This is a genomic window from Hydrogenophaga sp., assembly GCF_041913525.1.
GTDB lineage: Bacteria > Pseudomonadota > Gammaproteobacteria > Burkholderiales > Burkholderiaceae_C > Hydrogenophaga.
This window is the reverse complement of record NZ_JAYSFD010000004.1, coordinates 169786-189332: the sequence shown is the minus strand read 5'-3', so window position 1 is coordinate 189332 and position 19547 is coordinate 169786. Positions and strand designations below refer to the sequence as shown.

The 19547-nt window shown below is 67.9% G+C and carries 22 protein-coding genes; 17 read left to right on the top strand and 5 right to left on the bottom strand.

Annotated features, from left to right (window positions below; translation table 11 throughout):
- Positions 1–38: 38 nt before the first annotated feature.
- Positions 39–1952: a radical SAM protein gene (locus tag ACE3RQ_RS07690; protein WP_374521375.1), complete on the top strand. Its 1914-nt coding sequence runs from the start codon at positions 39–41 to the stop codon at positions 1950–1952.
- Positions 1953–2040: 88 nt separating this feature from the next.
- Entirely contained in the window at positions 2041–2892 is an 852-nt protein-coding gene (locus ACE3RQ_RS07685; protein ID WP_374521374.1) for a DMT family transporter, read from the top strand.
- Between the two features lie 6 nt (positions 2893–2898).
- Here ACE3RQ_RS07685 and ACE3RQ_RS07680 read toward each other — a convergent pair whose 3' ends face one another.
- Entirely contained in the window at positions 2899–3558 is a 660-nt protein-coding gene (locus ACE3RQ_RS07680; protein WP_374521373.1) for a DsbA family oxidoreductase, read from the bottom strand.
- 71 nt (positions 3559–3629) lie between these two features.
- Here ACE3RQ_RS07680 and aroE point away from each other — a divergent pair, with 71 nt between their 5' ends.
- From aroE to ACE3RQ_RS07665, 3 genes are read left to right on the top strand one after another with little or no spacing between them, the layout of a single operon-like run.
- Positions 3630–4451 (top strand): shikimate dehydrogenase, encoded by an 822-nt coding sequence (aroE, locus tag ACE3RQ_RS07675; protein ID WP_374521372.1) that lies wholly within the window; start codon positions 3630–3632, stop codon positions 4449–4451.
- A 25-nt stretch (positions 4452–4476) separates the two neighbouring features.
- Positions 4477–4935, top strand: coding sequence for a type II 3-dehydroquinate dehydratase (gene aroQ, locus ACE3RQ_RS07670; protein WP_374521371.1), 459 nt, complete (start codon positions 4477–4479; stop codon positions 4933–4935).
- A 59-nt stretch (positions 4936–4994) separates the two neighbouring features.
- Positions 4995–5885 carry a DMT family transporter gene (locus tag ACE3RQ_RS07665; RefSeq protein ID WP_374521370.1) on the top strand — a complete coding sequence of 297 codons (891 nt, stop codon included), beginning with the start codon at positions 4995–4997 and terminating at the stop codon, positions 5883–5885.
- Here the strand turns inward: ACE3RQ_RS07665 and ACE3RQ_RS07660 are convergent.
- Positions 5842–7020: an MFS transporter gene (locus ACE3RQ_RS07660; RefSeq protein WP_374521369.1), complete on the bottom strand. Its 1179-nt coding sequence runs from the start codon at positions 7018–7020 to the stop codon at positions 5842–5844. The genes ACE3RQ_RS07665 and ACE3RQ_RS07660 overlap by 44 nt on opposite strands.
- Positions 7021–7089: 69 nt before the next feature.
- Positions 7090–8190 (bottom strand): chorismate synthase, encoded by a 1101-nt coding sequence (gene aroC / locus ACE3RQ_RS07655; protein ID WP_374521368.1) that lies wholly within the window; start codon positions 8188–8190, stop codon positions 7090–7092.
- A 204-nt stretch (positions 8191–8394) separates the two neighbouring features.
- Here aroC and ACE3RQ_RS07650 point away from each other — a divergent pair, with 204 nt between their 5' ends.
- Entirely contained in the window at positions 8395–9162 is a 768-nt protein-coding gene (locus tag ACE3RQ_RS07650) for a hypothetical protein (protein ID WP_374521367.1), read from the top strand.
- 26 nt (positions 9163–9188) lie between these two features.
- The gene (locus ACE3RQ_RS07645) at positions 9189–9545 is read left to right on the top strand and encodes a hypothetical protein (RefSeq protein WP_374521366.1); all 357 of its coding nucleotides are present in this window, start codon (positions 9189–9191) and stop codon (positions 9543–9545) included.
- 8 nt (positions 9546–9553) lie between these two features.
- On the opposite strand, the gene ACE3RQ_RS07640 is transcribed toward ACE3RQ_RS07645, so the two are convergent.
- Positions 9554–10027 carry a CBS domain-containing protein gene (locus ACE3RQ_RS07640; protein ID WP_374521365.1) on the bottom strand — a complete coding sequence of 158 codons (474 nt, stop codon included), beginning with the start codon at positions 10025–10027 and terminating at the stop codon, positions 9554–9556.
- 124 nt (positions 10028–10151) lie between these two features.
- Between ACE3RQ_RS07640 and ACE3RQ_RS07635 the strand changes: the two genes are divergently transcribed.
- Both ACE3RQ_RS07635 and ACE3RQ_RS07630 read left to right on the top strand, forming a co-directional pair.
- The gene (locus tag ACE3RQ_RS07635) at positions 10152–11462 is read left to right on the top strand and encodes an O-acetylhomoserine aminocarboxypropyltransferase (protein WP_374521364.1); all 1311 of its coding nucleotides are present in this window, start codon (positions 10152–10154) and stop codon (positions 11460–11462) included.
- Position 11463: 1 nt separating this feature from the next.
- Positions 11464–12282: an alpha/beta fold hydrolase gene (locus tag ACE3RQ_RS07630; protein ID WP_374521363.1), complete on the top strand. Its 819-nt coding sequence runs from the start codon at positions 11464–11466 to the stop codon at positions 12280–12282.
- Between the two features lie 6 nt (positions 12283–12288).
- On the opposite strand, the gene ACE3RQ_RS07625 is transcribed toward ACE3RQ_RS07630, so the two are convergent.
- Positions 12289–13545: a YihY family inner membrane protein gene (locus tag ACE3RQ_RS07625; RefSeq protein WP_374521362.1), complete on the bottom strand. Its 1257-nt coding sequence runs from the start codon at positions 13543–13545 to the stop codon at positions 12289–12291.
- Between the two features lie 36 nt (positions 13546–13581).
- Here ACE3RQ_RS07625 and ACE3RQ_RS07620 point away from each other — a divergent pair, with 36 nt between their 5' ends.
- The 8 genes from ACE3RQ_RS07620 (at position 13582) to xth (ending at position 19527) form a co-directional block, all read left to right on the top strand.
- Positions 13582–14025: a DUF2069 domain-containing protein gene (locus ACE3RQ_RS07620; RefSeq protein WP_374521361.1), complete on the top strand. Its 444-nt coding sequence runs from the start codon at positions 13582–13584 to the stop codon at positions 14023–14025.
- Positions 14022–15440, top strand: a complete 1419-nt coding sequence (locus tag ACE3RQ_RS07615; protein WP_374521360.1) for an FAD-binding oxidoreductase — start codon at positions 14022–14024, stop codon at positions 15438–15440. Before ACE3RQ_RS07620 ends, ACE3RQ_RS07615 begins: the two co-directional genes overlap by 4 nt.
- Positions 15437–16330, top strand: a complete 894-nt coding sequence (locus ACE3RQ_RS07610; protein ID WP_374521359.1) for a transglycosylase SLT domain-containing protein — start codon at positions 15437–15439, stop codon at positions 16328–16330. Before ACE3RQ_RS07615 ends, ACE3RQ_RS07610 begins: the two co-directional genes overlap by 4 nt.
- Before the next feature lie 50 nt (positions 16331–16380).
- A complete protein-coding gene (locus ACE3RQ_RS07605) occupies positions 16381–17202 on the top strand; it encodes a thymidylate synthase (protein ID WP_374521358.1) in 822 nt (273 codons plus the stop codon).
- Between the two features lie 63 nt (positions 17203–17265).
- The gene (locus ACE3RQ_RS07600; protein ID WP_374521357.1) at positions 17266–17763 is read left to right on the top strand and encodes a dihydrofolate reductase; all 498 of its coding nucleotides are present in this window, start codon (positions 17266–17268) and stop codon (positions 17761–17763) included.
- Positions 17760–18389 (top strand): 7-carboxy-7-deazaguanine synthase, encoded by a 630-nt coding sequence (queE, locus tag ACE3RQ_RS07595; protein WP_374521356.1) that lies wholly within the window; start codon positions 17760–17762, stop codon positions 18387–18389. Before ACE3RQ_RS07600 ends, queE begins: the two co-directional genes overlap by 4 nt.
- Positions 18386–18751 (top strand): 6-pyruvoyl tetrahydropterin synthase family protein, encoded by a 366-nt coding sequence (locus ACE3RQ_RS07590; RefSeq protein WP_374521355.1) that lies wholly within the window; start codon positions 18386–18388, stop codon positions 18749–18751. Before queE ends, ACE3RQ_RS07590 begins: the two co-directional genes overlap by 4 nt.
- A 5-nt stretch (positions 18752–18756) precedes the next feature.
- On the top strand, positions 18757–19527 hold the full coding sequence (xth, locus tag ACE3RQ_RS07585) for an exodeoxyribonuclease III (protein WP_374521354.1): 771 nt from the start codon (positions 18757–18759) through the stop codon (positions 19525–19527).
- Positions 19528–19547: the final 20 nt, after the last annotated feature.

The following is a 19547-nucleotide window of genomic DNA, read 5'->3' as shown; positions in this document are numbered from 1 at the left end:
AGCCGTAAGATCGCCCCCTCTTCCCGCCTGCCCGCCCCATGACCGACCGCGCCCTGCGCGTGCTGAGCCTCATCCCGCCGATGACGCAGCTCAACACGCCCTACCCCTCCACCGCCTACCTCACCGGCTTTCTGCGCTCGCGCGGCATCGACGCGCGCCAGGCCGACCTGGCGCTGGCCCTGGTGCTGCGCCTGTTCACCCCGGCCGGGCTGGACGCCTTGCGCGAGCGCGCCCTGGCCGTGCCCGAGGCCCGGCGCAGCGGCAGCCTGCACGCCTTTCTGGACCAGTTCGCGCGCTACCGCCGCACCATCGGGCCCACCATCGCCTATCTGCAAGGGCGCGACAGCACACTGGCCCACCGCATCGCCGCGCGGGAACTGCTGCCCGAAGGCCCACGCTTCAACGCGCTGGCGCAGTACGAAGACGACGGCAGCGGTGACCCGCTGGGCTGGGCCTTTGGCGCCCTGGGCGTGCAAGACAAGGCCCGCCACATCGCCACGCTCTACCTGGACGACCTGGCCGATGTGATCCGTGACGCGGTGGACGAGCGCTTCGCCTTTGTGCGCTACGCCGAGTCGCTGGCCAGCAGCCAGCCCAGCTTCGAGCCACTGGCGCAGGCCCTGGCCGCCCCGCCCACGCTGATCGACGACGTGCTGCGCGAACTCACGCTGGAGGTGATGGAGCGCGAGCAGCCCGACCTGGTGCTGCTCTCGGTGCCCTTCCCCGGCGCGGTGTACGCCGCCTTGCGCATCGGCCAGACCATCAAGGCCCGCTGGCCCCAGGTGCGCGTTGCCCTGGGTGGCGGCTACGCCAACACCGAACTGCGCGAGCTGAAAGAACCCCGCGTGTTCGACTTCGTGGACTTCGTGACGCTGGACGCTGGCGAGCGCCCGCTGCTGGCCCTGATCGAGCACCTGCAAGGCCAGCGCGGCCCGCAGCGCCTGGTGCGCACCTTTGTGCGCGACGAGGCCGGCGCGGTGAAGTACATCAACCTCGCCGAACCCGACGTGCCCTTTGAAGACGTGGGCACCCCCACCTGGGACGGCCTGCCGCTGCAGAGCTACCTGAGCCTGGTGGACATGCTCAACCCCATGCACCGCCTCTGGAGCGACGGGCGCTGGAACAAGCTCACCGTGGCCCACGGCTGCTACTGGAAGAAGTGCAGCTTCTGCGACGTGGGGCTGGACTACATCGGCCGGTACGAGACCGCCACCGCCAGCACCCTGGCCGACCGCATCGAGCGCATCGTGGAAGAAACCGGCCAGACAGGCTTCCATTTCGTGGACGAAGCCGCACCGCCCAAGGCCCTGAAGGCCCTGGCCGAAGAACTGCTGCGCCGCGAGCTGCCCATCACCTGGTGGGGCAACATCCGCTTCGAGAAAACCTTCACCCCCGAGCTGAGCCAGTTGCTGGCCGACAGCGGCTGCATCGCCATGAGCGGCGGCCTGGAAGTGGCCAGCGACCGCCTGCTGGCGCTCATGAAAAAAGGCGTCACCGTGGACCAAGTGGCCCGCGTCACCAAGGGCTTCAGCGACGCCGGCATTCTGGTGCACGCCTACCTGATGTACGGCTTCCCCACCCAAACCGTGCAAGACACGGTGGACGCGCTGGAATACGTGCGCCAACTCTTTGAGAACGGCTGCATCCAGAGCGGCTTCTTCCACCGCTTCAGTTGCACCGTGCACTCACCCGTGGGCCTGAACCCGGCGGACTACGGCATCCAGCTCGTGCCCCTGCCACCAGTGAGCTTCGCCAAGAACGACATCGGCTTCATCGACCCCACCGGCGTTGACCACGACGCCCTCGGCGTGGGCCTGCGCAAGGCGCTCTACAACTACATGCACGGCATCGGCCTGGACGAAGACGTGCGCGCCTGGTTCAGCCACCTGCCCCACTCGGTGCCCCGGCCCACGGTGAAGAAGCACCGGATTGCGCGGGCGTTGGCGGGCTGAACCCGTCCACTGCAGCAATACCCCCTCGGTTCCTCGCCTCTCGCCCGGGCCACAGTGAGTGCCTCTGTGTCACCCCGGCGAGGTCTTCATGTTCACCGCCCTCTGGATGCTGCTGGCCACCAGCGCGTTCACGTTGATGGCCTTCATCATCAAACTGCAATCGGCGCGGATGCCGGTGGCCGATCTCCTGTTCGTGCGCTGTGCCTCGTCGGCGCTGGTGGTGATGGCGTGCCAGCCGCTGCTGGGCTTTGCGCTGCGCTCACGCGCGATCGGCCTGCACGTTCGGCGCAGTGTGTGCGGGCTGGTGGCCATGGCCATCTGGTACCACACGCTGGGCGTGCTACCGATGGCGGTGTCGGTCACGCTGAACTACATGTCGCCGCTGTTCCTGGGCCTGGTGCTGCTGGCCACCGATCGCGGTGCGCAACAGCCCAGCGCGGCCGAGCTGGCCTGTCTGGCACTGGGCTTCGTGGGCGTGGTGGTGTTGCTAAACCCCATGGGAACGGGCGCGGGCCCACGGGGCGCCATCGCGCTGGGCGTGCTGGGGGCGGCCATGGCGGCGCTGGCCTTCAAGGACGTGCGCGCGCTGAAGACCGCCGGCGAGAACGAGTGGCAGATGGTGTTCTTCTTCTCTCTGGTGGCGGCGCTGGGTGCGCTACCCTTCACCGCGCTGGTGCGGCTGGACACCTCGGCCGGTCTGACCAGCCACGCGTGGGTGGTGCTGGCCGGCCTGCTGGGCGCGTTGGGCCAGTGGAGCGTGTCCAAGGCCTTTGGCTCGGGCGACGCGGTGGTGGCGGCGTCGATGCAGTACCTCAGCGTGGTGATGTCGCTGGGCTTGTCCTGGCTGGCACTGGGTGAGGCGGTCAGCGCACAGGCCCTGGCCGGGGTGGCGCTGATCGTGGCGGCCGCGGTGCTGACGGTGTGGCAGCGCGGCCGCTGAGGTGGCTCACACCTCGCCAGCCGCAATCCGCCGCAGGGCCTGCTCGAACACGTCGGCCGGTTGGCCGCCGGAGATCAGGTGGCGGTCGTTGACGATGACGGCTGGCACCGAGTGGATGCCGTTGGACGTGTAGAAGCGCTCGTGCTCGCGCACCTCGTCGGCAAAGGCGTCGCTGGCCAACACCTCGCGGGCGCGGGCTTCGTCCAGCCCGGCTTCTCGCACACAGCCCAGCAGCACGTCGTGGTGGCCCATGGCTTCGCTGCGACCGTGGCAGGCGCCGAACAGGGCCTTTTTCAGGGCGAGTTGCTGGCCGGGCGCGCCTTCTTCGGCGGCCCAGTGCAGCAGGCGGTGGGCGTCGAAGGTGTTCCAGATGCGACCGCGCCCGGCGGGGTTGAAGGTGAAGCCCACCTCGGCCCCACGGGCGGCAATGCTGGCGCGAATCTGCGCCTGCTGCTCGGGCGTGCTGCCGTACTTTTCGGTGAGGTGCTCGCCGATGTCCTGGCCCTCGGGGCCCATCTGCGGGTTCAACTCGAAGGGCTGGAAGCGGATGCTGGCGCTCACGCTGCCTTGCAGCCGCTCCAGGGCCTGTTCCAGCGCGCCCAGACCCACCACGCACCAGGGGCAGGACACATCGGAGACGAAGTCGATTTTGAGAGGGGTGTTCATGGCGGGCATGGTAGCGGCCTGGTGCTGCGAGACAATGCCGGCTCCCGCAAGACCCTTCACGCATTGCTCGCATGACCGACCGCTACGCCGTCGTGGGCCACCCCATCGCCCACAGCAAATCGCCCCTGATCCACGCCGCCTTCGCTCAGGCCACGGGGCAGGACATCGCCTACACCGCCATCGAGGCGCCGCTGGACGGGTTCGAGGCCACGGTGCGGGCGTTCTTTGAGGGCGGCGGGCGCGGCCTGAACGTGACCCTGCCCTTCAAGCTGCAGGCCTGCGAAATGGCCACCGACCCGAGCGAAGCCGCGCGCCTGGCCGGGGCGGCCAATGCACTGAAGATCGACGGTGACCGGCTCTGGGCCGAGAACTTCGACGGCGTGGGCCTAGTGAACGACATCCAGCGCAACCTGGGCCACGCCATCGCGGGCAAGCGGGTGCTGCTGCTGGGCGCGGGCGGCGCCACGCGCGGCGCGATCCTGCCCATCGCCGCGCAAGGCCCGGCCGTGCTGGCGGTGGCCAACCGCACCGCTGCCAAAGCGCACGAGCTGCGCCACGATTTCGCGGCCCAACTGGCGCTGCAGACCGGCGGCTACGACGAGCTGGCCGGCGAGGCCTTCGACGTGATCGTCAACGCCACCTCGGCCGGCCTGAGCGGCGAGGCGCTGCCCCTGCCGGCCGGGCTGTTTGCCCCGGGCGCGTTGGCCTATGACATGGTGTACGGCAAGGGCCTCACGCCCTTTCTGCGCCAGGCGCAGGCGGCCGGCGTGGCGGCGCTGGCCGATGGCGTGGGCATGCTGGTGGAGCAGGCGGCCGAGGCCTTTGTGTGGTGGCGCGGCGTGCGGCCCGACACCCGCCCCGTGATCGCACAACTGAGCGTGCCGCTCGTTTAAGCTCAACCGACTCGGAGACCCACCCATGCCCGCCATCCTCTTGCTCAACGGCCCCAACCTGAACCTGCTTGGCACGCGCGAGCCCGGCGTGTACGGCGCCACCACCCTGGCCGATGTCGAGGCCCAGTGCCGCGAGGTGGCGCAGCGCCTGGGCTTCACGCTGGAGGCCTTTCAAAGCAACCACGAGGGCGCGCTGATCGACCGCCTTCACGAGGCGGGCCAGCGCTTCAAGACGGGCGAGCTGGCCGGTGTGGTGTTCAACCCGGGGGCCTACACCCACACCTCGATCGCGTTGTTCGACGCCATCAGCGGCGTGAAGCCCTTGCCCGTGATCGAGGTGCACATTTCCAACGTGCACGCGCGTGAGGCCTTCCGCCACCACTCCTATATCTCGCCCGCCGCCGCCGGCGTGGTGGTGGGCTTTGGCACCGACGGTTATCGCCTGGCCATCGAAGGGCTGGCGGCCAAGGCCCGCGCGGCCTGAGTCTTGCGCGCGACAAGGCCGCCACGCGCGGCCGACCTGTGGCACCGCACAATGCCCAGGTGAGAACCCGCCATTTCGCCCAGCTGCTGGGCTTGTCCGCCCTGTGGGGCGCCTCGTTCCTGTTCATCCGCATCGCCAGCCCGGCCCTGGGGCCGCAGGTGCTGGCGGGCACGCGGGTGGTGCTGGCGGCGCTGACGCTGGCGATCATCATGCGAGCGCTTCGCCACGACTGGCCGCACGGCCACTGGCGCCAGATGTGGTGGCTGGGCGCCCTCACGGTGGCGGCGCCCTTTTTGCTGTTTGCCTGGGCGGCGCTCTACCTGCCTTCGGGCTACAGCGCCCTGCTCAACACCACGGCGGTGCTGTTCGGCACGCTGGCCTCGGCCTGGTTCAAGGAAGACACGCTTACCCTGCGCAAGCTGCTGGGCTGCGTGTGCGGCTTTGCCGGCGTGGGCCTGATCGTGCGCCTGGGCCCGGTGCAGGCCACGCCCGAGACGGTGGCCGCGGCCCTGGCCTGCGTGCTGGCCGCCGCCAGCTATGGGGTGTCGGCCCCGCTGATGAAGCGCGCCACCCAGCGTGTGCAACCCCTGGCCATTGCCGCAGGCATTCACCTCACGGCCATGGTCATGCTGCTGCCCGGTGCCGCGTGGACCTGGCCACAGGCGCAGTTCACGCCGGGTGCGTTGCTGGCGGTGCTGGTGATGGGCATCGTCACCTCGGGCTTGGCCTATTGGTTGCACCTGCGCATCCTGCGCGACGTGAGCCCGGTGGCGGCCATGAGCCCCACCTTCATGATCCCGGTCTTCGGCGTGACCTGGGGCCACCTCGTGCTGGGCGAGGCCCTGTCGCCCGGCATCTTCGCCGGTGGCGCCCTGGTGCTGCTGGCCACCGCACTGGTGACCGGCTTCAACCCCTTGCGGCGCTGGCTTGCTGAAGCGCCCAAACCCTGAGCGCAAACAACGCAGCCAGCGCGCCGCAGGCGGCCGACAACCAGAACACGCTGCCCAGCCCGAAGCGAGAACTCAGCAATCCGCCCACCAAGCCACCCAGCACGCCAGGCAAGCCGTAGCCCAGCACAGAGTACAAGGCCTGACCACGCCCGCGCAGGCGCCCTGGAAAGTGCTGGGTGATCCAGGCAATGCACACCGAGTGATGGGCGGCGAAGGTGATGGCATGCAGCGCCTGCGCCAGCAGCAACAGCGGCCACACCGTGGGCAGTCCAGCCGTGAGGACCATGCGAAACGCCATGACCGCCCCGGCCAGCACCAACCAGCCAGGCAATGACAGGCGCGGCAACCACCGCCCCTGGGTGAAGAACCACAGCACCTCGATGGCCACTGACAGGGCCCAGAGCAGCCCGATCACGGTCTTGCTGTATCCCAAGGAGTCGAGGTAAAGCGAGAAAAAGATGTAGATGAAGATGTGCGCCAGCACGTGAAAGAAGGCCGACGCAAAGAACCAGGCCACTTGCGGCTGGCGCAGCACGGGCCACACCCGGCCATGGGACTCGCTGTGGTGCACGCCCTCTCGGGCGTCAGGCAGGGCCCAGGCACTGAGGGTGACCGCCGCCAGGGTGAGCGCCGTCCAGGCGGGGAAATGCCCCATGCCCCAAACCTCGAACCAGGCACCGGCCACCACCACGGTCACCAGAAAGCCAAGCGAGCCCCACACGCGCACACGGCCATAGCGGCGGGCATCGAAGTGTCCGCCATGGCTGACCAGGTGGGCGAGCGCGGCCTCGCTCATGGGCATCATGCCGCTGGTGTGGGCAAACATCAGCAAGAGCACGGTCAGCAGGGGCCAGAAGCTCAGCTCAAACCACAGGCCAGCAGAAATCAGCAGGGCCGCGCTGGCGCCGTAGCGTAGCAGCTTCACGCGCTCGCCGGTGTGGTCGCTCAACCAGCCCCAACCGTAAGGCGCGAACAGGCGGGTGGCCGACTGCACCGACGTGAGCACGCTGATCGCCATCAGCCCCAGCCCCATGTCCTTGAGCCACAGCGGCAGGTAAGGGTTGAAGAAGCCGATGTGCGCGAAGTAGCTGGCCGACAGCGCGGAAAAGGCGAACAGGTGTTTGTTCTGGCTCACGGCAATGTCCGTCGGCGCCAGGCGCAAGGCTGCGCCGCAGCGTTGGCGGCGCCCCTTGCGGCCCCGGTATCAGGCACGCGATTGCGCGGCGATATCGGGCGTGTCCACGCGCACATCGCCGCATTGCGCGCGGTGGCGCAGGGCATGGTCCATCACCACCAGGGCCAACAAGGCCTCGGCGATGGGGGTGGCGCGAATGCCCACGCACGGGTCGTGGCGGCCTTTGGTGATGACCTCGGTGGGTTGGCCAGCGGTGTCGATGGTCTGGCGCGGCACCAGGATGGAGCTGGTCGGCTTGATGGCGATCGACACCTCCAGGTCTTGCCCGGTGCTAATGCCGCCCAGCACGCCACCGGCCTTGTTGCCCTGGAAGCCCTCGGGCGTGAGGCTGTCTCCGTGGGTGCTGCCCAGGTCGCTCACGCTGGCGAAGCCGGCGCCGATCTCCACGCCCTTGACGGCGTTCAGCCCCATCATGGCGTAGGCGATGTCGGCGTCGAGCTTGTCGTACAGCGGCTGGCCCAGGCCCACCGGCATGTTCTGGGCCGTCACGCGCAGGCGCGCGCCGCAGGAATCGCCACTCTTGCGCAGGGCGTTCATGTAGTCCTCAAGCGCTGACACATCGGCCACCGGGGCAAAGAACGGGTTGTTCGGCACGTGCTCCCAGCTCTCGAACGGAATCTGTACCGAGCCGATTTGCGTCATGCAGCCCCGGAACGTGGTGCCGAACTGCTGCTGGAGCCACTTCTTGGCCACGGCGCCGGCGGCCACAGTGGGGGCGGTCAGGCGGGCGGAACTGCGGCCACCCCCGCGCGGGTCGCGGATGCCGTACTTCTGCCAGTAGGCGTAGTCGGCGTGGCCGGGGCGGAATGTCTGAAGGATGTTGCCGTAGTCCTTGCTGCGCTGGTCGGTGTTGCGAATGAGCAAGGCAATTGGGGTGCCCGTCGTTTTGCCTTCGTAAACACCGCTGAGGATTTCCACCGCGTCGGGCTCGTTGCGCTGGGTGACGAACTTGCTGGTACCGGGGCGTCGGCGGTCCAGATCGGCCTGAATGTCGGCTTCGCACAGGTCGAGACCAGGCGGGCAGCCGTCGATCACGCAGCCAATGGCCGGGCCATGGGATTCGCCGAAGTTGGTGACGCAAAACAGGGTGCCGAAGGTATTGCCGCTCATGCGCAGGATTATCCCCCAGGCCTGCAATGGGCTCGAGTGAAGCGAACAGGCTGCCCTCAGGCCATTGCCACACGTTCAACTGCTGCCGGAGGCGGCATCGGTTTCTCCCATTGGGGTCACGCCCATGCAGCGCGTCGGTGGTCACGGTCACACAGCATTGCCTTGCGCAGTTGGGCACGAGGCATACAAAAGGAGACAAAAGGCATGAACGACGCCCCCGCTGAACGGGCAGTCCCAAGTCCATCGAACGGAGACCTGCAAGGACTGCAAGCCTTCATCAAGCAAGCCCTTATCAACACAAGCAAGGCGTTTGTGGCCCCTACCGTGGTGGGCGCCCTGTTGCCAGCCCCATACCGATCGCTGGCCTTCGTGCCGGCGGGCGCCGCGCTGGCGCACCAGCGGCTGCACCCAGGCCCGCAACGATTTGATCCTGCGTTGTCGCGAGATGAGAACCTCGTGGCCGCTGGCATCGGATTCTCGCCTTTCCTTCTGCTCTTGCCGCTTCACGCGAAGTTCGCCCACCTAGACAACGCAATGGGACAAAAGATCCGCAGCGTCTGGGTACGCGCCACCGGAATCCTGCGCGGTCCGTTGGGCCGGTGGCTTCAACAATACCCCGTGAACTTCGTGTTTGTGCGCGCAACGGCCCAGCTCGGCGCATCTGCACTGGGCGCATCCATGGCCTTTAGCCATGTCACGGCAACGAGTGGTTCGCGCTACTGCGTGACCAACCACGCGCCCAATCACCAGCCCACCAATCAAAAAACCGCGCAGGCAATGGCCGCAGGTGCTGCCTTTTTCACCGTACCGGCGGCCCTGGGCATGCCTCAAATCCGATCCCGCGTGCCCGGCCTGCGTCACATGGGCCCAATCGGCACCACCGCCTTTGTCACCGCCAGCCTGATCGCCGCGGCCTTGGGCACGATCGTCCACGTTCACCCATCCCCCAACGAGTCGGTCACCAGCGACTGATCAACCCACCACAGAAGGAGTCACCCATGGACAACACGAACAACCCCACACCGCTAAGCGTCGATCTCTCCACGCTGATCGACGGGCTGATGACCGTTGCTCAAGAAAAGCAGATCCGGGCCGAGAAAGAGGGCCAAGACAGCCTGAGGCTTGAGTTCGACGCAGCCAGTGTCACGGTGAATGCTCCCATCGGGAGTGAGTTGCTGGTCTTCGATTGCGCCAGCAAGACAGGCGATTCCACGGAGGTGGTCTCGACCTGCATGCCTCTGGCCGCGGCGGCTGGCGAGAGGGGCGCCGCCAATGCCTTTGACTTTGCGGAGATGCTCACCATGCTTTTGGGCTTCACGCCAGCCCCGGAAATAGCAGAACTGCAGGAGAAATAAGGAGCCCGTCAGGTGGCCGGCTTATCGCCACCCTCGGCTGGCTCGGTTTCTTCGGGCCAGTCACGGATGTAGGCCTTGAGCATCTTGTTCTCGAAGTTCTGCGCGTCCACCACGGCCTTGGCCACGTCGTAGAAACTGATCACGCCCATGAGCATGCGGTTGTCGATGACCGGCATGTAGCGGGCGTGGCGGTCGAGCATCATGCGCCGCACCTCGTCCATTTCGGTGGCCATGGTGCAGGTCAGGGGCCCAGGGTCCATGGCGCGGTAAACGGTGGTGGTGCCGAAGTTGCCGCCGTTCTTGACCACCGCCTGGATCACCTCGCGAAACGTCAGCATGCCCACCACCAGACCGTGGGACATCACCACCAGTGAGCCGATGTCGTTGTCGGCCATGAGCTTGGCCGCGTCGGCCAGGCTGTGTTCGGGGGTGATGGTGTAGAGCGCGCCGCCTTTGACGCGCAGGATGTCGCTGACTTTCATGGGCCTTCTCCTCGGGAATTCTCTGTGGCGCGGTGGCCGTTGGTGCGGCCAATATAGCCCACAATAAATCGCATCACCAACGGCCTGGGCCCTTGCTGCCCACGCTTCCCCAGGAGACCTCTTCATGTCCGGTTACTCAGACCCCGGCTTCGACACGCTTGCGCTGCACGCCGGCGCCAGCCCTGACCCTGCCACCGGGGCCCGTGCGGTGCCCATTCACCTCACCACCTCTTTCGTCTTCGAGTCCAGCGACCACGCCGCCGCCCTGTTCAACCTGGAGCGCGCGGGCCACGTTTATAGCCGCATCAGCAACCCCACCAACGCGGTGTTCGAGCAGCGCATGGCCGCGCTGGAAGGCGGCATCGGCGCCATTGCAACGGCCAGTGGCCAGGCCGCCCTGCACCTGGCGGTGGCCACCCTCATGGGGGCGGGTTCGCACATCGTGGCCAGCACCGCGCTGTACGGTGGCAGCCAGAACCTGCTGCACTACACCATGCGCCGCTTTGGCATTGAGACCACCTTCGTCAAGCCTGGCGACATCGACGGCTGGCGGGCCGCCGTGCGCCCGAACACCAAGCTGTTCTTTGGCGAGACGGTGGGCAACCCGGGCCTGGACGTGCTTGACATCCCCACCATCGCCCAAATTGCCCACGAGGCGGGCGCCCCGCTGCTGGTGGACAGCACCCTGACCACGCCATACCTCATCAAGCCGCTGGAGCTGGGCGCCGACCTGGTCTACCACTCGGCCACCAAGTTCCTCAGCGGCCACGGCACCGTGATCGGGGGGGTGCTGGTGGACGGCGGTTCGTTTGACTGGGAGGCCAGCGGTCGCTTCCCCGAGCTCACCGAGGCCTACGAGGGCTTTCACCACATGGTCTTTAGCGAGGAAAGCACGGTGGGCGCCTTCTTGCTGCGCGCGCGCCGCGAAGGCCTGCGCGACTTCGGGGCCTGCATGAGCCCGCACAGCGCCTGGCTGATCCTGCAGGGCATCGAGACCCTGTCGCTGCGCATGGACCGCCACATGGCCAACACCGAAAAGGTGGTGCAGTTCCTGGCCAGCCACCCGCTGGTGAGCCGCGTGGGCCACCCCCTGCTGGAAAGCCACCCCAGCCACACGCTGGCGCAAAAACTGCTGCGCTTTGGCGCGCGCGGCGCAGGCTCGGTATTCAGCTTTGACATCAAGGGCAGCCGCGAACAGGGCAAGGCCTTCATTGAAGCGCTCAAGATCTTCAGCCACCTGGCCAACGTGGGCGACTGCCGCTCGCTGGTGATCCACCCGGCCAGCACCACGCACTTCCGCATGAGCGACGAGGCACTGGCCGGCGCGGGCATTGGCCCCGGCACCATTCGCCTGTCGATCGGCCTGGAAGACGCCGACGACCTGATCGACGACCTCAAGCGCGCGCTCAAGGCCGCCGAGAAAGCAGGAGCCTGACATGGACATCACCGTCAACGGCGCCAAGACCTATGCCTACACCGGTGGCCGGCCCTTCGATGCCACCAAGCCCACCGTCGTGTTCATCCACGGCGTGCTCAACGACCACAGCGTGTGGATTCTGCAAAGTCGCTACCTCGCCCACCACGGCTTCAACGTGCTGGCCATCGACCTGCCCGGCCATTGCCGCAGCGAGGGCGAAGCCCCTGAAACCGTGGAGCAGGCGGCCGATTTCATTGCCGCCCTGCTGGACGCCGCGGGCGTGCAGCGCGCCGCGCTGGTGGGCCACAGCTGGGGCTCGCTTATCGCGCTGGAAGCCGCCGCGCGCTTGCAAGACCGGGTGACGCACCTGGTGCTGGTGGGCACGGCCTCGCCCATGAAGGTGTCGCCCGCGCTGATCGAGAGCTCGCTCAACGAACCCGAGAAGGCGCTCAAGCTGGTGAACGTGTTCTCGCGCAGCACGCTGGCGGCGCCGCCCTCGGCGCTGGGGCCGGGCACCTGGGTGTATGGCGCGGGCATGGCGCTGGGGCGGCGCGTGCTGCGCAGCAACCCCAAGGTGAACGTGTTCCACCGCGGCTTCGTGGCCTGCGACCGCTACGCCAATGGCGAAGCGGCCGTGGCGGCCATTGCCTGCCCGGTGCTGTTTCTGCTGGGCGAGCAAGACCAGATGACGCACCCCAAGGCGGCGCAAAGCCTGATCCACGCGGCCAAAGCCGCCGGCAAGTCCGTGAGCGTGGTAAAGCTGCCGGTGGGCCACCACCAGATGACCGAAACACCCGACGCCACGCTGTTCGCCCTGCGCGACTTCCTGCGCGGCTGAGCTTGCTCAGTCGGCCGGTGGCCGCGACGACAGCGCCTGGGCGACCGTCATCTCAGACAAGGCACTGTTCGCCCAGAACGCCTCGGTGCCGGGCGAGCGGGCCAGCAGCAGCCGCTCCACCAGCGGGGTGACGCGAATGAGCGCCGGGTCGATCAGCAGCACGTAGCGCTCGCCGTCTTCGTCCAGGCGGGCCACCCAGTCGAGCGCCACCAAGGCGGCCACCGGCTCTTCCAGTTGCAGCACGTCCACCCGCAGGCGCTGGGCCAGGGCCTCCAGGGCCAGGCCGTGCCCAGGCTCGTGCCGCACCGTCTGCAGGGCCTCCATCAACTCCAGCGCGAGCTGAAAGCCCCAACCCGGCGAGTCACCGCGCCGCGCCACGCCGGTGAGCAGGCTGGGCAGGTAGGCGGCGACCACCGCGCCCAGCAGCACGATCACCCAGGCCACGTAAAACCACACCAGCAGAATCGGCACGGCGGCAAAGGTGCCGTAGAGCGTGGAGTAAGTGGGCACCTCGGCCAGGTACCAGGCCAGCAGGGTCTTGGCCAGCTCCAGCCCGGCGGCGGCGAACACACCGCCGGTGATGGCATGGGCCCAGCGCACATGGGTGTTGGGCACGTAGCGGTACAGCGCGGCCAGGCCGGCCAGGCCAATCACGAATTGAAGCGAGTCCAGCAACAGGCGCACCGTGCCGGTGAAGCTGCCCGAGACGCTGCGCGACAAGGTAAGGGCATACGACGTGGCCGCCACGCTGCCCGCCAACAGCAGCGGCCCCAGCGTGAGCACCGCCCAGTACACCAGCACCCGCTGGGTCAGCGGGCGCACCTGGCGCACGCGCCAGATGTCATTGAGCTTGCGGTCGATGGTGAGAATCAGCGCCAGCGAGGTGAACAGCAGAAACAGCGCGCCGGCCCAACCCATTTGCTGGGCCTTGTTCACGAACTGGTTCAGGTACATCAGCACCTGGCGCGCGATGTTGTCGGGCACCAGGCTTTGCACCAACCAGCGCTGCAAGGTCACTTGCAGGCGGTCGAACATGGGAAAGGCGCTGAACACCGCCAGGCCCACGGTGAACAGGGGCACCAGGGAGATGGTGGTGGTGAAGGTGAGGCTGCTGGCGGTCACGCCCAGGCGGTCTTCGCGGAAGCGCTCGCGCAGGGTGATGGCGGTGTTGCGCCAGGGGAAATGCAGGGCCACCTGCCAGAGGGTGGACCACCAGGTGCGCAAGAGGGAATCGGCGGTCTTCAGGCGTTCTGCGATGCTCATGCCGGTATCATGCCAGCCCCACTTTCCCGCCCGAACATGAGCCCAATGCCCGCCGATCTGAACCGTGCCATCCAAACCACCCGATGGCTAGCCGTGGGCAGCCTGCTGGGGCTGATCGTGCTGGGCCTGGCCTGGGAGCTGTGGATCGCACCGCTGCGCCCGGGTGGTTCGTGGTGGGCCATCAAGGTGCTGCCCTTGGTGCTGCCGCTGGCCGGCCTGTTAAAGAACCGCATGTACACCTACCGCTGGGTGAGCTTGCTGGTGTGGCTGTATTTCACCGAAGGCGTGGTGCGCGCCGCGGGCGAACCCGGCGTTTACCGTGCCATGGCGCTGATCGAAGTGGCGCTTTGCATCGCCCTGTTCGTGGCCTGCGCCTTGCACGTGCGCATCCGCCTGCGCGCGGCTGGCCCGCAAGCCGTGGCCGCCGATGTGGCGGCCGCCAACGCCGCCGCCCAGGACGCGGTGGCCCGCCAGCCATGAACGCCCTGCTTGACGCCCTGCGTGCCGCGGTCGGCGAGGCAAATGTGCTCACGCCCGACCAGCAAGACCTGATCGCCTTTGAGCAAGACTGGCGCCAGCGCGCCCGGGGCCGCGCCCTGGCCGTGGTGCGCCCGGGCAGCACCAACGAGGTGGCCGCCGTGGTGCGCGCCTGCGCCGAGGCCGGTGTGTCGGTGGTGCCCCAGGGCGGTAACACCGGCCTGGTGGTGGGCTCGGTGCCCGACGAATCGGGCCGCCAGGTGGTGATCAGCCTGCGGCGGATGCAAGCCGTGCGCTCGCTGGACGCCGCCAACCTCACCCTCACGGTGGAAGCCGGCTGCGTGCTGCAGGCGGTGCAGCAGGCCGCCGAGGAAGCCGGCCTGCTATTCCCCCTGAGCCTGGCCGCCGAGGGCAGCTGCACCATCGGCGGCAACCTGGCCACCAACGCCGGCGGCACGCAGGTGGTGCGATACGGCAACGCGCGCGACCTGTGCCTGGGCCTGGAGGTGGTGACGCCGCAAGGCGAGGTCTGGAACGGCCTGACCGGCCTGCGCAAGGACAACACCGGCTATGACCTGCGCAACCTGTTCGTGGGCAGCGAGGGCACGCTGGGCATCATCACCGCGGCCACGCTCAAGCTCTACCCGCAACCGGCCGCGCGCCTCACCGCCTGGGCCGCCGTGCCCTCGCTGGAGGCCGCCGTGGGCCTGCTTGGGCTGGCCCACCAGCAACTGGGGCCCGGCCTCACCGGCTTTGAGGTGATGGGGCAGTTCGCCCTGTCGCTGGTGGACAAGCACTTTCCGCAGTTGCGCGTGCCACTGTGGAAGGACACCCCGTACTGCGTATTGCTGGAAAACAGCGACAGCGAAGACGAAGACCACGCCCGACACCAGTTCGAGCGCCTGCTGGAGGCCGCGCTGGAGTCGGGCCTGGTGACCGACGCGGTGGTGGCTGAGAGCCTGGCGCAGGCGCAGGCGCTGTGGCACATCCGCGAGAGCATTTCGCTGGCGCAGTCGCAAGAGGGCCTGAACATCAAGCACGACATCAGCCTGCCGGTGTCGCGCATTCCGGCCTTCTGCGCCGAGACCGATGCTTTGCTGCAGCGCGAGATTCCCGGCGTGCGGCTGGTGAACTTCGGCCACCTGGGCGACGGCAACCTGCACTACAACGTGCAGGCCCCCGAGGGCGGCGACGCCGCGGCCTTTTTGCGCGAGCAGGAGGGCCGGGTGAACGAACTGGTGTTCGACGCGGTGCGGCGCTACCATGGCTCGATCAGCGCGGAGCACGGTGTGGGCAGCCTCAAGGTGGGGCACCTGGTCCACCACAAAGACCCCGTGGCCCTGTCGCTGATGCGCTCGATCAAGCGGGCGCTGGATCCCCAACACCTCATGAACCCTGGCCGCGTCATCGAACCATGAAGCGTCTGCTGTCTGCCCTGCTTTGGCTGGGCGCCCTGATGGGCGCTCCGGCACAGGCCGCCGACCCCGCCCAGCGCGTGGCGTGGCGCGAGCAGGCGCAGGCCTTCGAGCATGGCGAGGGCGTGCCACGCGATGCCCAGCGCGCCGCTCAGCTCTACTGCCAGGCCGCCCTGGCCGGTGACGCGGTGGCCGCCTACAACCTGGGCTGGATGTACGCCAACGGCCGTGGCCTGCCCCGCCACGACGGCTACGCCGCGCACTTTTTCGCCCGCGCGGCCCTGCTGGGCGATGACTCGGCCCAGCGCATGTTTGACCGCCTGGGTGCGCCGGCCGACAAGCCCGAGTGCGTGGTTCAGGCCGAGCGGGCCAGCCTGCTCAAGGCCCAGGCCCAGCAAGAAGCCGCTGAAGCCGAAGCCCGCGCCCAGCGCTACCGCCTGCTGGCCGACACGCCCGAGAAGCAGCGCATCCTGAAACTGGTGGACAAGCTCGCGCCGCAGTACGGCATCCACCCCGGCCTGGCCTTCGCGGTGATCCGCGCCGAGTCCAACTTTGATGCGCACGCCGTGTCCGAGAAAAACGCCCAGGGCCTGATGCAGCTCATTCCGGAAACGGCCGAGCGCTTCGCGGTGCGCAAGCCCTTCGACCCCGAACAGAACATCCGTGGCGGCCTGGCCTACCTGCGCTGGCTGCTGGCCTACTTCAAGGGCCAGGTGCCGCTGGCCCTGGCGGCTTACAACGCTGGCGAAGGCACGGTGGACCGCTACCGCGGCGTGCCGCCCTTCCCCGAGACCCGTGGCTACATCCGCCGCATCCAGGACGTGTTCGGCCTGGAGCAACACCCTTATGACGAGCGCGTGGCCCCGACCTCGCCCCTCTTCGCCCTGAAATAACCCGCTTGCCCTGGCGCTGCTTCAACGCGGCGACCGCGCCTGCCCACGCCATGACCACCACGCCCAGCCGCCCCATCCGCTCCCAGTACGAAGACTTCATGCGCCACGTGTTCACCACGGGCGTGCCCAAGACCGACCGCACCGGCACCGGCACCACCAGCGTGTTCGGCCACCAGATGCGCTTTGATCTGCGCGAGGGCTTTCCGCTGGTGACCACGAAGAAGGTGCACCTGAAAAGCATCATCCTGGAGCTGCTGTGGTTCCTGCGTGGCGACAGCAACGTGAAGTGGCTGCAAGAGCGTGGCTGCACCATCTGGGACGAGTGGGCCGGCGCCGATGGCGAGCTGGGCCCGGTGTACGGCGTGCAATGGCGCAGTTGGCCCACGCCGGACGGCGGCCACATCGACCAGATCGCCGAGGTGGTGAAGCAACTCAAGACCAACCCCGACTCGCGCCGCATCATCGTGAGCGCCTGGAACGTGGCCGATCTCTCGAAGATGGCCCTCATGCCCTGCCACGCCTTCTTCCAGTTCTACGTGGCCGACGGCTGCCTGAGCTGCCAGCTCTACCAGCGCAGCGCCGATATCTTCCTGGGCGTGCCCTTCAACATCGCCAGCTACGCCCTGCTCACCCACATGCTGGCCCAGCAGTGCGACCTGGAGGTGGGCGACTTCATCTGGACGGGTGGCGACTGCCACATCTACAGCAACCACCACGAGCAGGTGGCGCTGCAACTCTCACGCCAACCCCTGCCCTACCCCACGCTGCACATCAAGCGCAAGCCGGCCTCGATCTTCGACTACGAATTCGACGACTTCGAGGTGCTTGACTACCAACACCACCCCGCCATCAAGGCGCCCGTGGCGGTCTGAATCGGCCAGCGGCTCGGCCACGGCGTCACCCGACCGTGGCACGTGTCTTCATCTCCCGACACCATGAATCCCCCTCGCCTGCACCTCATCTTTGCCCGCGCCAGCAATGGCGTGATCGGGCGCGACAACACCCTGCCCTGGCACCTGCCGGAAGACCTGGCCCACTTCAAGCGCACCACCTTGGGCTGCCCGGTGATCATGGGTCGCAAGACCTGGGATTCGCTGCCCCCGCGCTTTCGCCCCTTGCCGGGGCGCCTGAACATCGTGCTCACGCGCGACGCGGGCTGGCAAGCCGAGGGCGCGGCACGTGCCGCTTCCCTTGACGACGCCTTGGCGCTCTGCCCCAGTGATGCCGATGTGTGGGTGATTGGTGGCGCGCAGGTCTACGCCCAGGCCCTGTCACGTGCCCGAACCGCCGTGGTCACCGAGATTGGCCAGGCATTCGACGGCGACGCCTTCGCGCCGAGCTTTGGGCCCGAGTGGCGCGAAACCCGGCGCGAGGCGCACGTGGCCGCCAGCGGCCTGCCCTACGCGTTCGTCACCCTGGAGCGCCAGCCGTGAGCTACGCCGCCAAGGAAATCTTCTATACGCTGCAAGGCGAGGGCCTGCGCGCGGGCCGCCCGGCCGTGTTCTGCCGCTTCGCCGGCTGCAACCTCTGGAGCGGCCGCGAGGAAGACCGCGAGCGCGCCACCTGCCGGTTTTGCGACACCGACTTCGTGGGCACCGACGGTGCCCTGGGCGGGCGCTATGAAGCGCAGGCGCTGGCCGAGCAGATTGCAGCCCTGTGGCCGGCCGGGCAGGCACACCGCTATGTGGTGCTCACCGGCGGCGAGCCGCTGCTGCAGGTGGACGAGCCCCTTCTGCAGGCGCTGCACGCACAGGGCTTCGAGATCGCGCTGGAGACCAATGGCAGCCTGCCCGTGCCAGCGGGCGTGGACTGGATCTGCGTGAGCCCCAAGGCCGGCGCCGACTGGGTGCAGCGCCGGGGGCACGAGCTCAAGCTGGTGTTTCCGCAGCCTGGCCTGATGCCCGGCGACATCGGCGAGGTCGATTTCGAGCACCTCCTGCTGCAACCTATGGACAGCCCCCTGCGCGCGCAGCACACGCGCGCCGCGATCGACTGGTGCATGGCCCACCCGCGCTGGCGCCTGTCGCTGCAGACCCACAAAATCCTGAACATCCCATGAGCGACGTGTACGAGCTGTCCCAGCGCTTTTTCTTTGAATCCGCCCACACCCTGCGCCGCGACATCGAGGCCGAGGGCAGCCGGCGCGTGCACGGCCACACCTACGAGGCCGAGGTCACCGTGCGCGGCACGCCCAACGCCATGGGCATGGTGATGGACCTGGGCCACCTGCGCGCGGCCATCGCCGGTGTGCGCGAAAGGCTTGACCACCACTTTCTGGACGAGGTGCCCGGCCTGGGCGTGCCCACGCTGGAAAACCTCTGCCGCTACATCCGCGAGCAACTCGCCCCCACCATTCCCGGCCTGTGCGCCGTCTCCATCCAACGCCAAGCCAGCGGTGACCGCTGCGTGCTTCGCTGGTAAGCCCCATGCCCAAACAACTCGCCACCTGGAACATCAACTCCCTGTCCGTGCGCCTGCCCCAGGTGCTGGACTGGCTGGCCGCCCACCCCGTGGACGTGCTGGCCCTGCAAGAGCTCAAGCTCACCGACGACAAGTTCCCTGCCCAGGCCTTCGCTGACGCGGGCTACCAGGCCCAGTGGTTCGGGCAGAAGACCTACAACGGCGTGGCGCTCATCAGCAAAGCGCCCGCGCAGGACGTGATTCGCAACATCCCCGGCTTTGCCGACGAGCAGTCGCGCGTGCTGTGCGCCACCATCGACGGCGTGCGCGTGATCGGGGCCTACTTCCCCAACGGGCAGGCGCCGGGCAGCGACAAGTTCGCCTACAAGATGGCCTGGCTCACGGCACTGCGCGAGTGGGTGCGCGACGAAATGTCGCGCCACCCCGAGCTGGTGCTGATGGGCGACTTCAACATCACCTTCGACGACCTGGACGTGTGGGACCCGGACGGCCTGCGCGAGACCATTCACTGCACCACCGAAGAGCGCACCCACCTGCAGGCGCTCATTGGCCTGGGCCTGCACGACTCGCACCGCCTGTTCGAGCAGCCACCCAAGAGCTACAGCTGGTGGGACTACCGCATGCTGGGCTTCCAGAAGAACCGCGGCCTGCGCATTGACCACATCCTGATCACCGACGCGCTGAAGGCCCGCGCCACGGCTTGCACCATTGACCGCGCGCCGCGCAAAAACCAACAGCCCAGCGATCACGCACCGGTGGTGCTCACCCTGGGTTGAAGCGGCGCCCCCGCCTGGGG

Coding starts and splice junctions, on each gene's coding strand:
- ACE3RQ_RS07590 (WP_374521355.1), top strand. CDS start 18,386: ATGAGCGACGTGTACGAGCTGTCCCAGCGCTTTTTCTTTGAATCCGCC.
- aroC (WP_374521368.1), bottom strand. CDS start 8,190: ATGAGCGGCAATACCTTCGGCACCCTGTTTTGCGTCACCAACTTCGGC.
- xth (WP_374521354.1), top strand. CDS start 18,757: ATGCCCAAACAACTCGCCACCTGGAACATCAACTCCCTGTCCGTGCGC.
- ACE3RQ_RS07605 (WP_374521358.1), top strand. CDS start 16,381: ATGACCACCACGCCCAGCCGCCCCATCCGCTCCCAGTACGAAGACTTC.
- ACE3RQ_RS07615 (WP_374521360.1), top strand. CDS start 14,022: ATGAACGCCCTGCTTGACGCCCTGCGTGCCGCGGTCGGCGAGGCAAAT.
- ACE3RQ_RS07635 (WP_374521364.1), top strand. CDS start 10,152: ATGTCCGGTTACTCAGACCCCGGCTTCGACACGCTTGCGCTGCACGCC.
- ACE3RQ_RS07645 (WP_374521366.1), top strand. CDS start 9,189: ATGGACAACACGAACAACCCCACACCGCTAAGCGTCGATCTCTCCACG.
- ACE3RQ_RS07610 (WP_374521359.1), top strand. CDS start 15,437: ATGAAGCGTCTGCTGTCTGCCCTGCTTTGGCTGGGCGCCCTGATGGGC.
- ACE3RQ_RS07680 (WP_374521373.1), bottom strand. CDS start 3,558: ATGAACACCCCTCTCAAAATCGACTTCGTCTCCGATGTGTCCTGCCCC.
- ACE3RQ_RS07630 (WP_374521363.1), top strand. CDS start 11,464: ATGGACATCACCGTCAACGGCGCCAAGACCTATGCCTACACCGGTGGC.
- aroQ (WP_374521371.1), top strand. CDS start 4,477: ATGCCCGCCATCCTCTTGCTCAACGGCCCCAACCTGAACCTGCTTGGC.
- ACE3RQ_RS07625 (WP_374521362.1), bottom strand. CDS start 13,545: ATGAGCATCGCAGAACGCCTGAAGACCGCCGATTCCCTCTTGCGCACC.
- ACE3RQ_RS07600 (WP_374521357.1), top strand. CDS start 17,266: ATGAATCCCCCTCGCCTGCACCTCATCTTTGCCCGCGCCAGCAATGGC.
- ACE3RQ_RS07690 (WP_374521375.1), top strand. CDS start 39: ATGACCGACCGCGCCCTGCGCGTGCTGAGCCTCATCCCGCCGATGACG.
- ACE3RQ_RS07685 (WP_374521374.1), top strand. CDS start 2,041: ATGTTCACCGCCCTCTGGATGCTGCTGGCCACCAGCGCGTTCACGTTG.
- ACE3RQ_RS07620 (WP_374521361.1), top strand. CDS start 13,582: ATGAGCCCAATGCCCGCCGATCTGAACCGTGCCATCCAAACCACCCGA.
- ACE3RQ_RS07640 (WP_374521365.1), bottom strand. CDS start 10,027: ATGAAAGTCAGCGACATCCTGCGCGTCAAAGGCGGCGCGCTCTACACC.
- ACE3RQ_RS07650 (WP_374521367.1), top strand. CDS start 8,395: ATGAACGACGCCCCCGCTGAACGGGCAGTCCCAAGTCCATCGAACGGA.
- aroE (WP_374521372.1), top strand. CDS start 3,630: ATGACCGACCGCTACGCCGTCGTGGGCCACCCCATCGCCCACAGCAAA.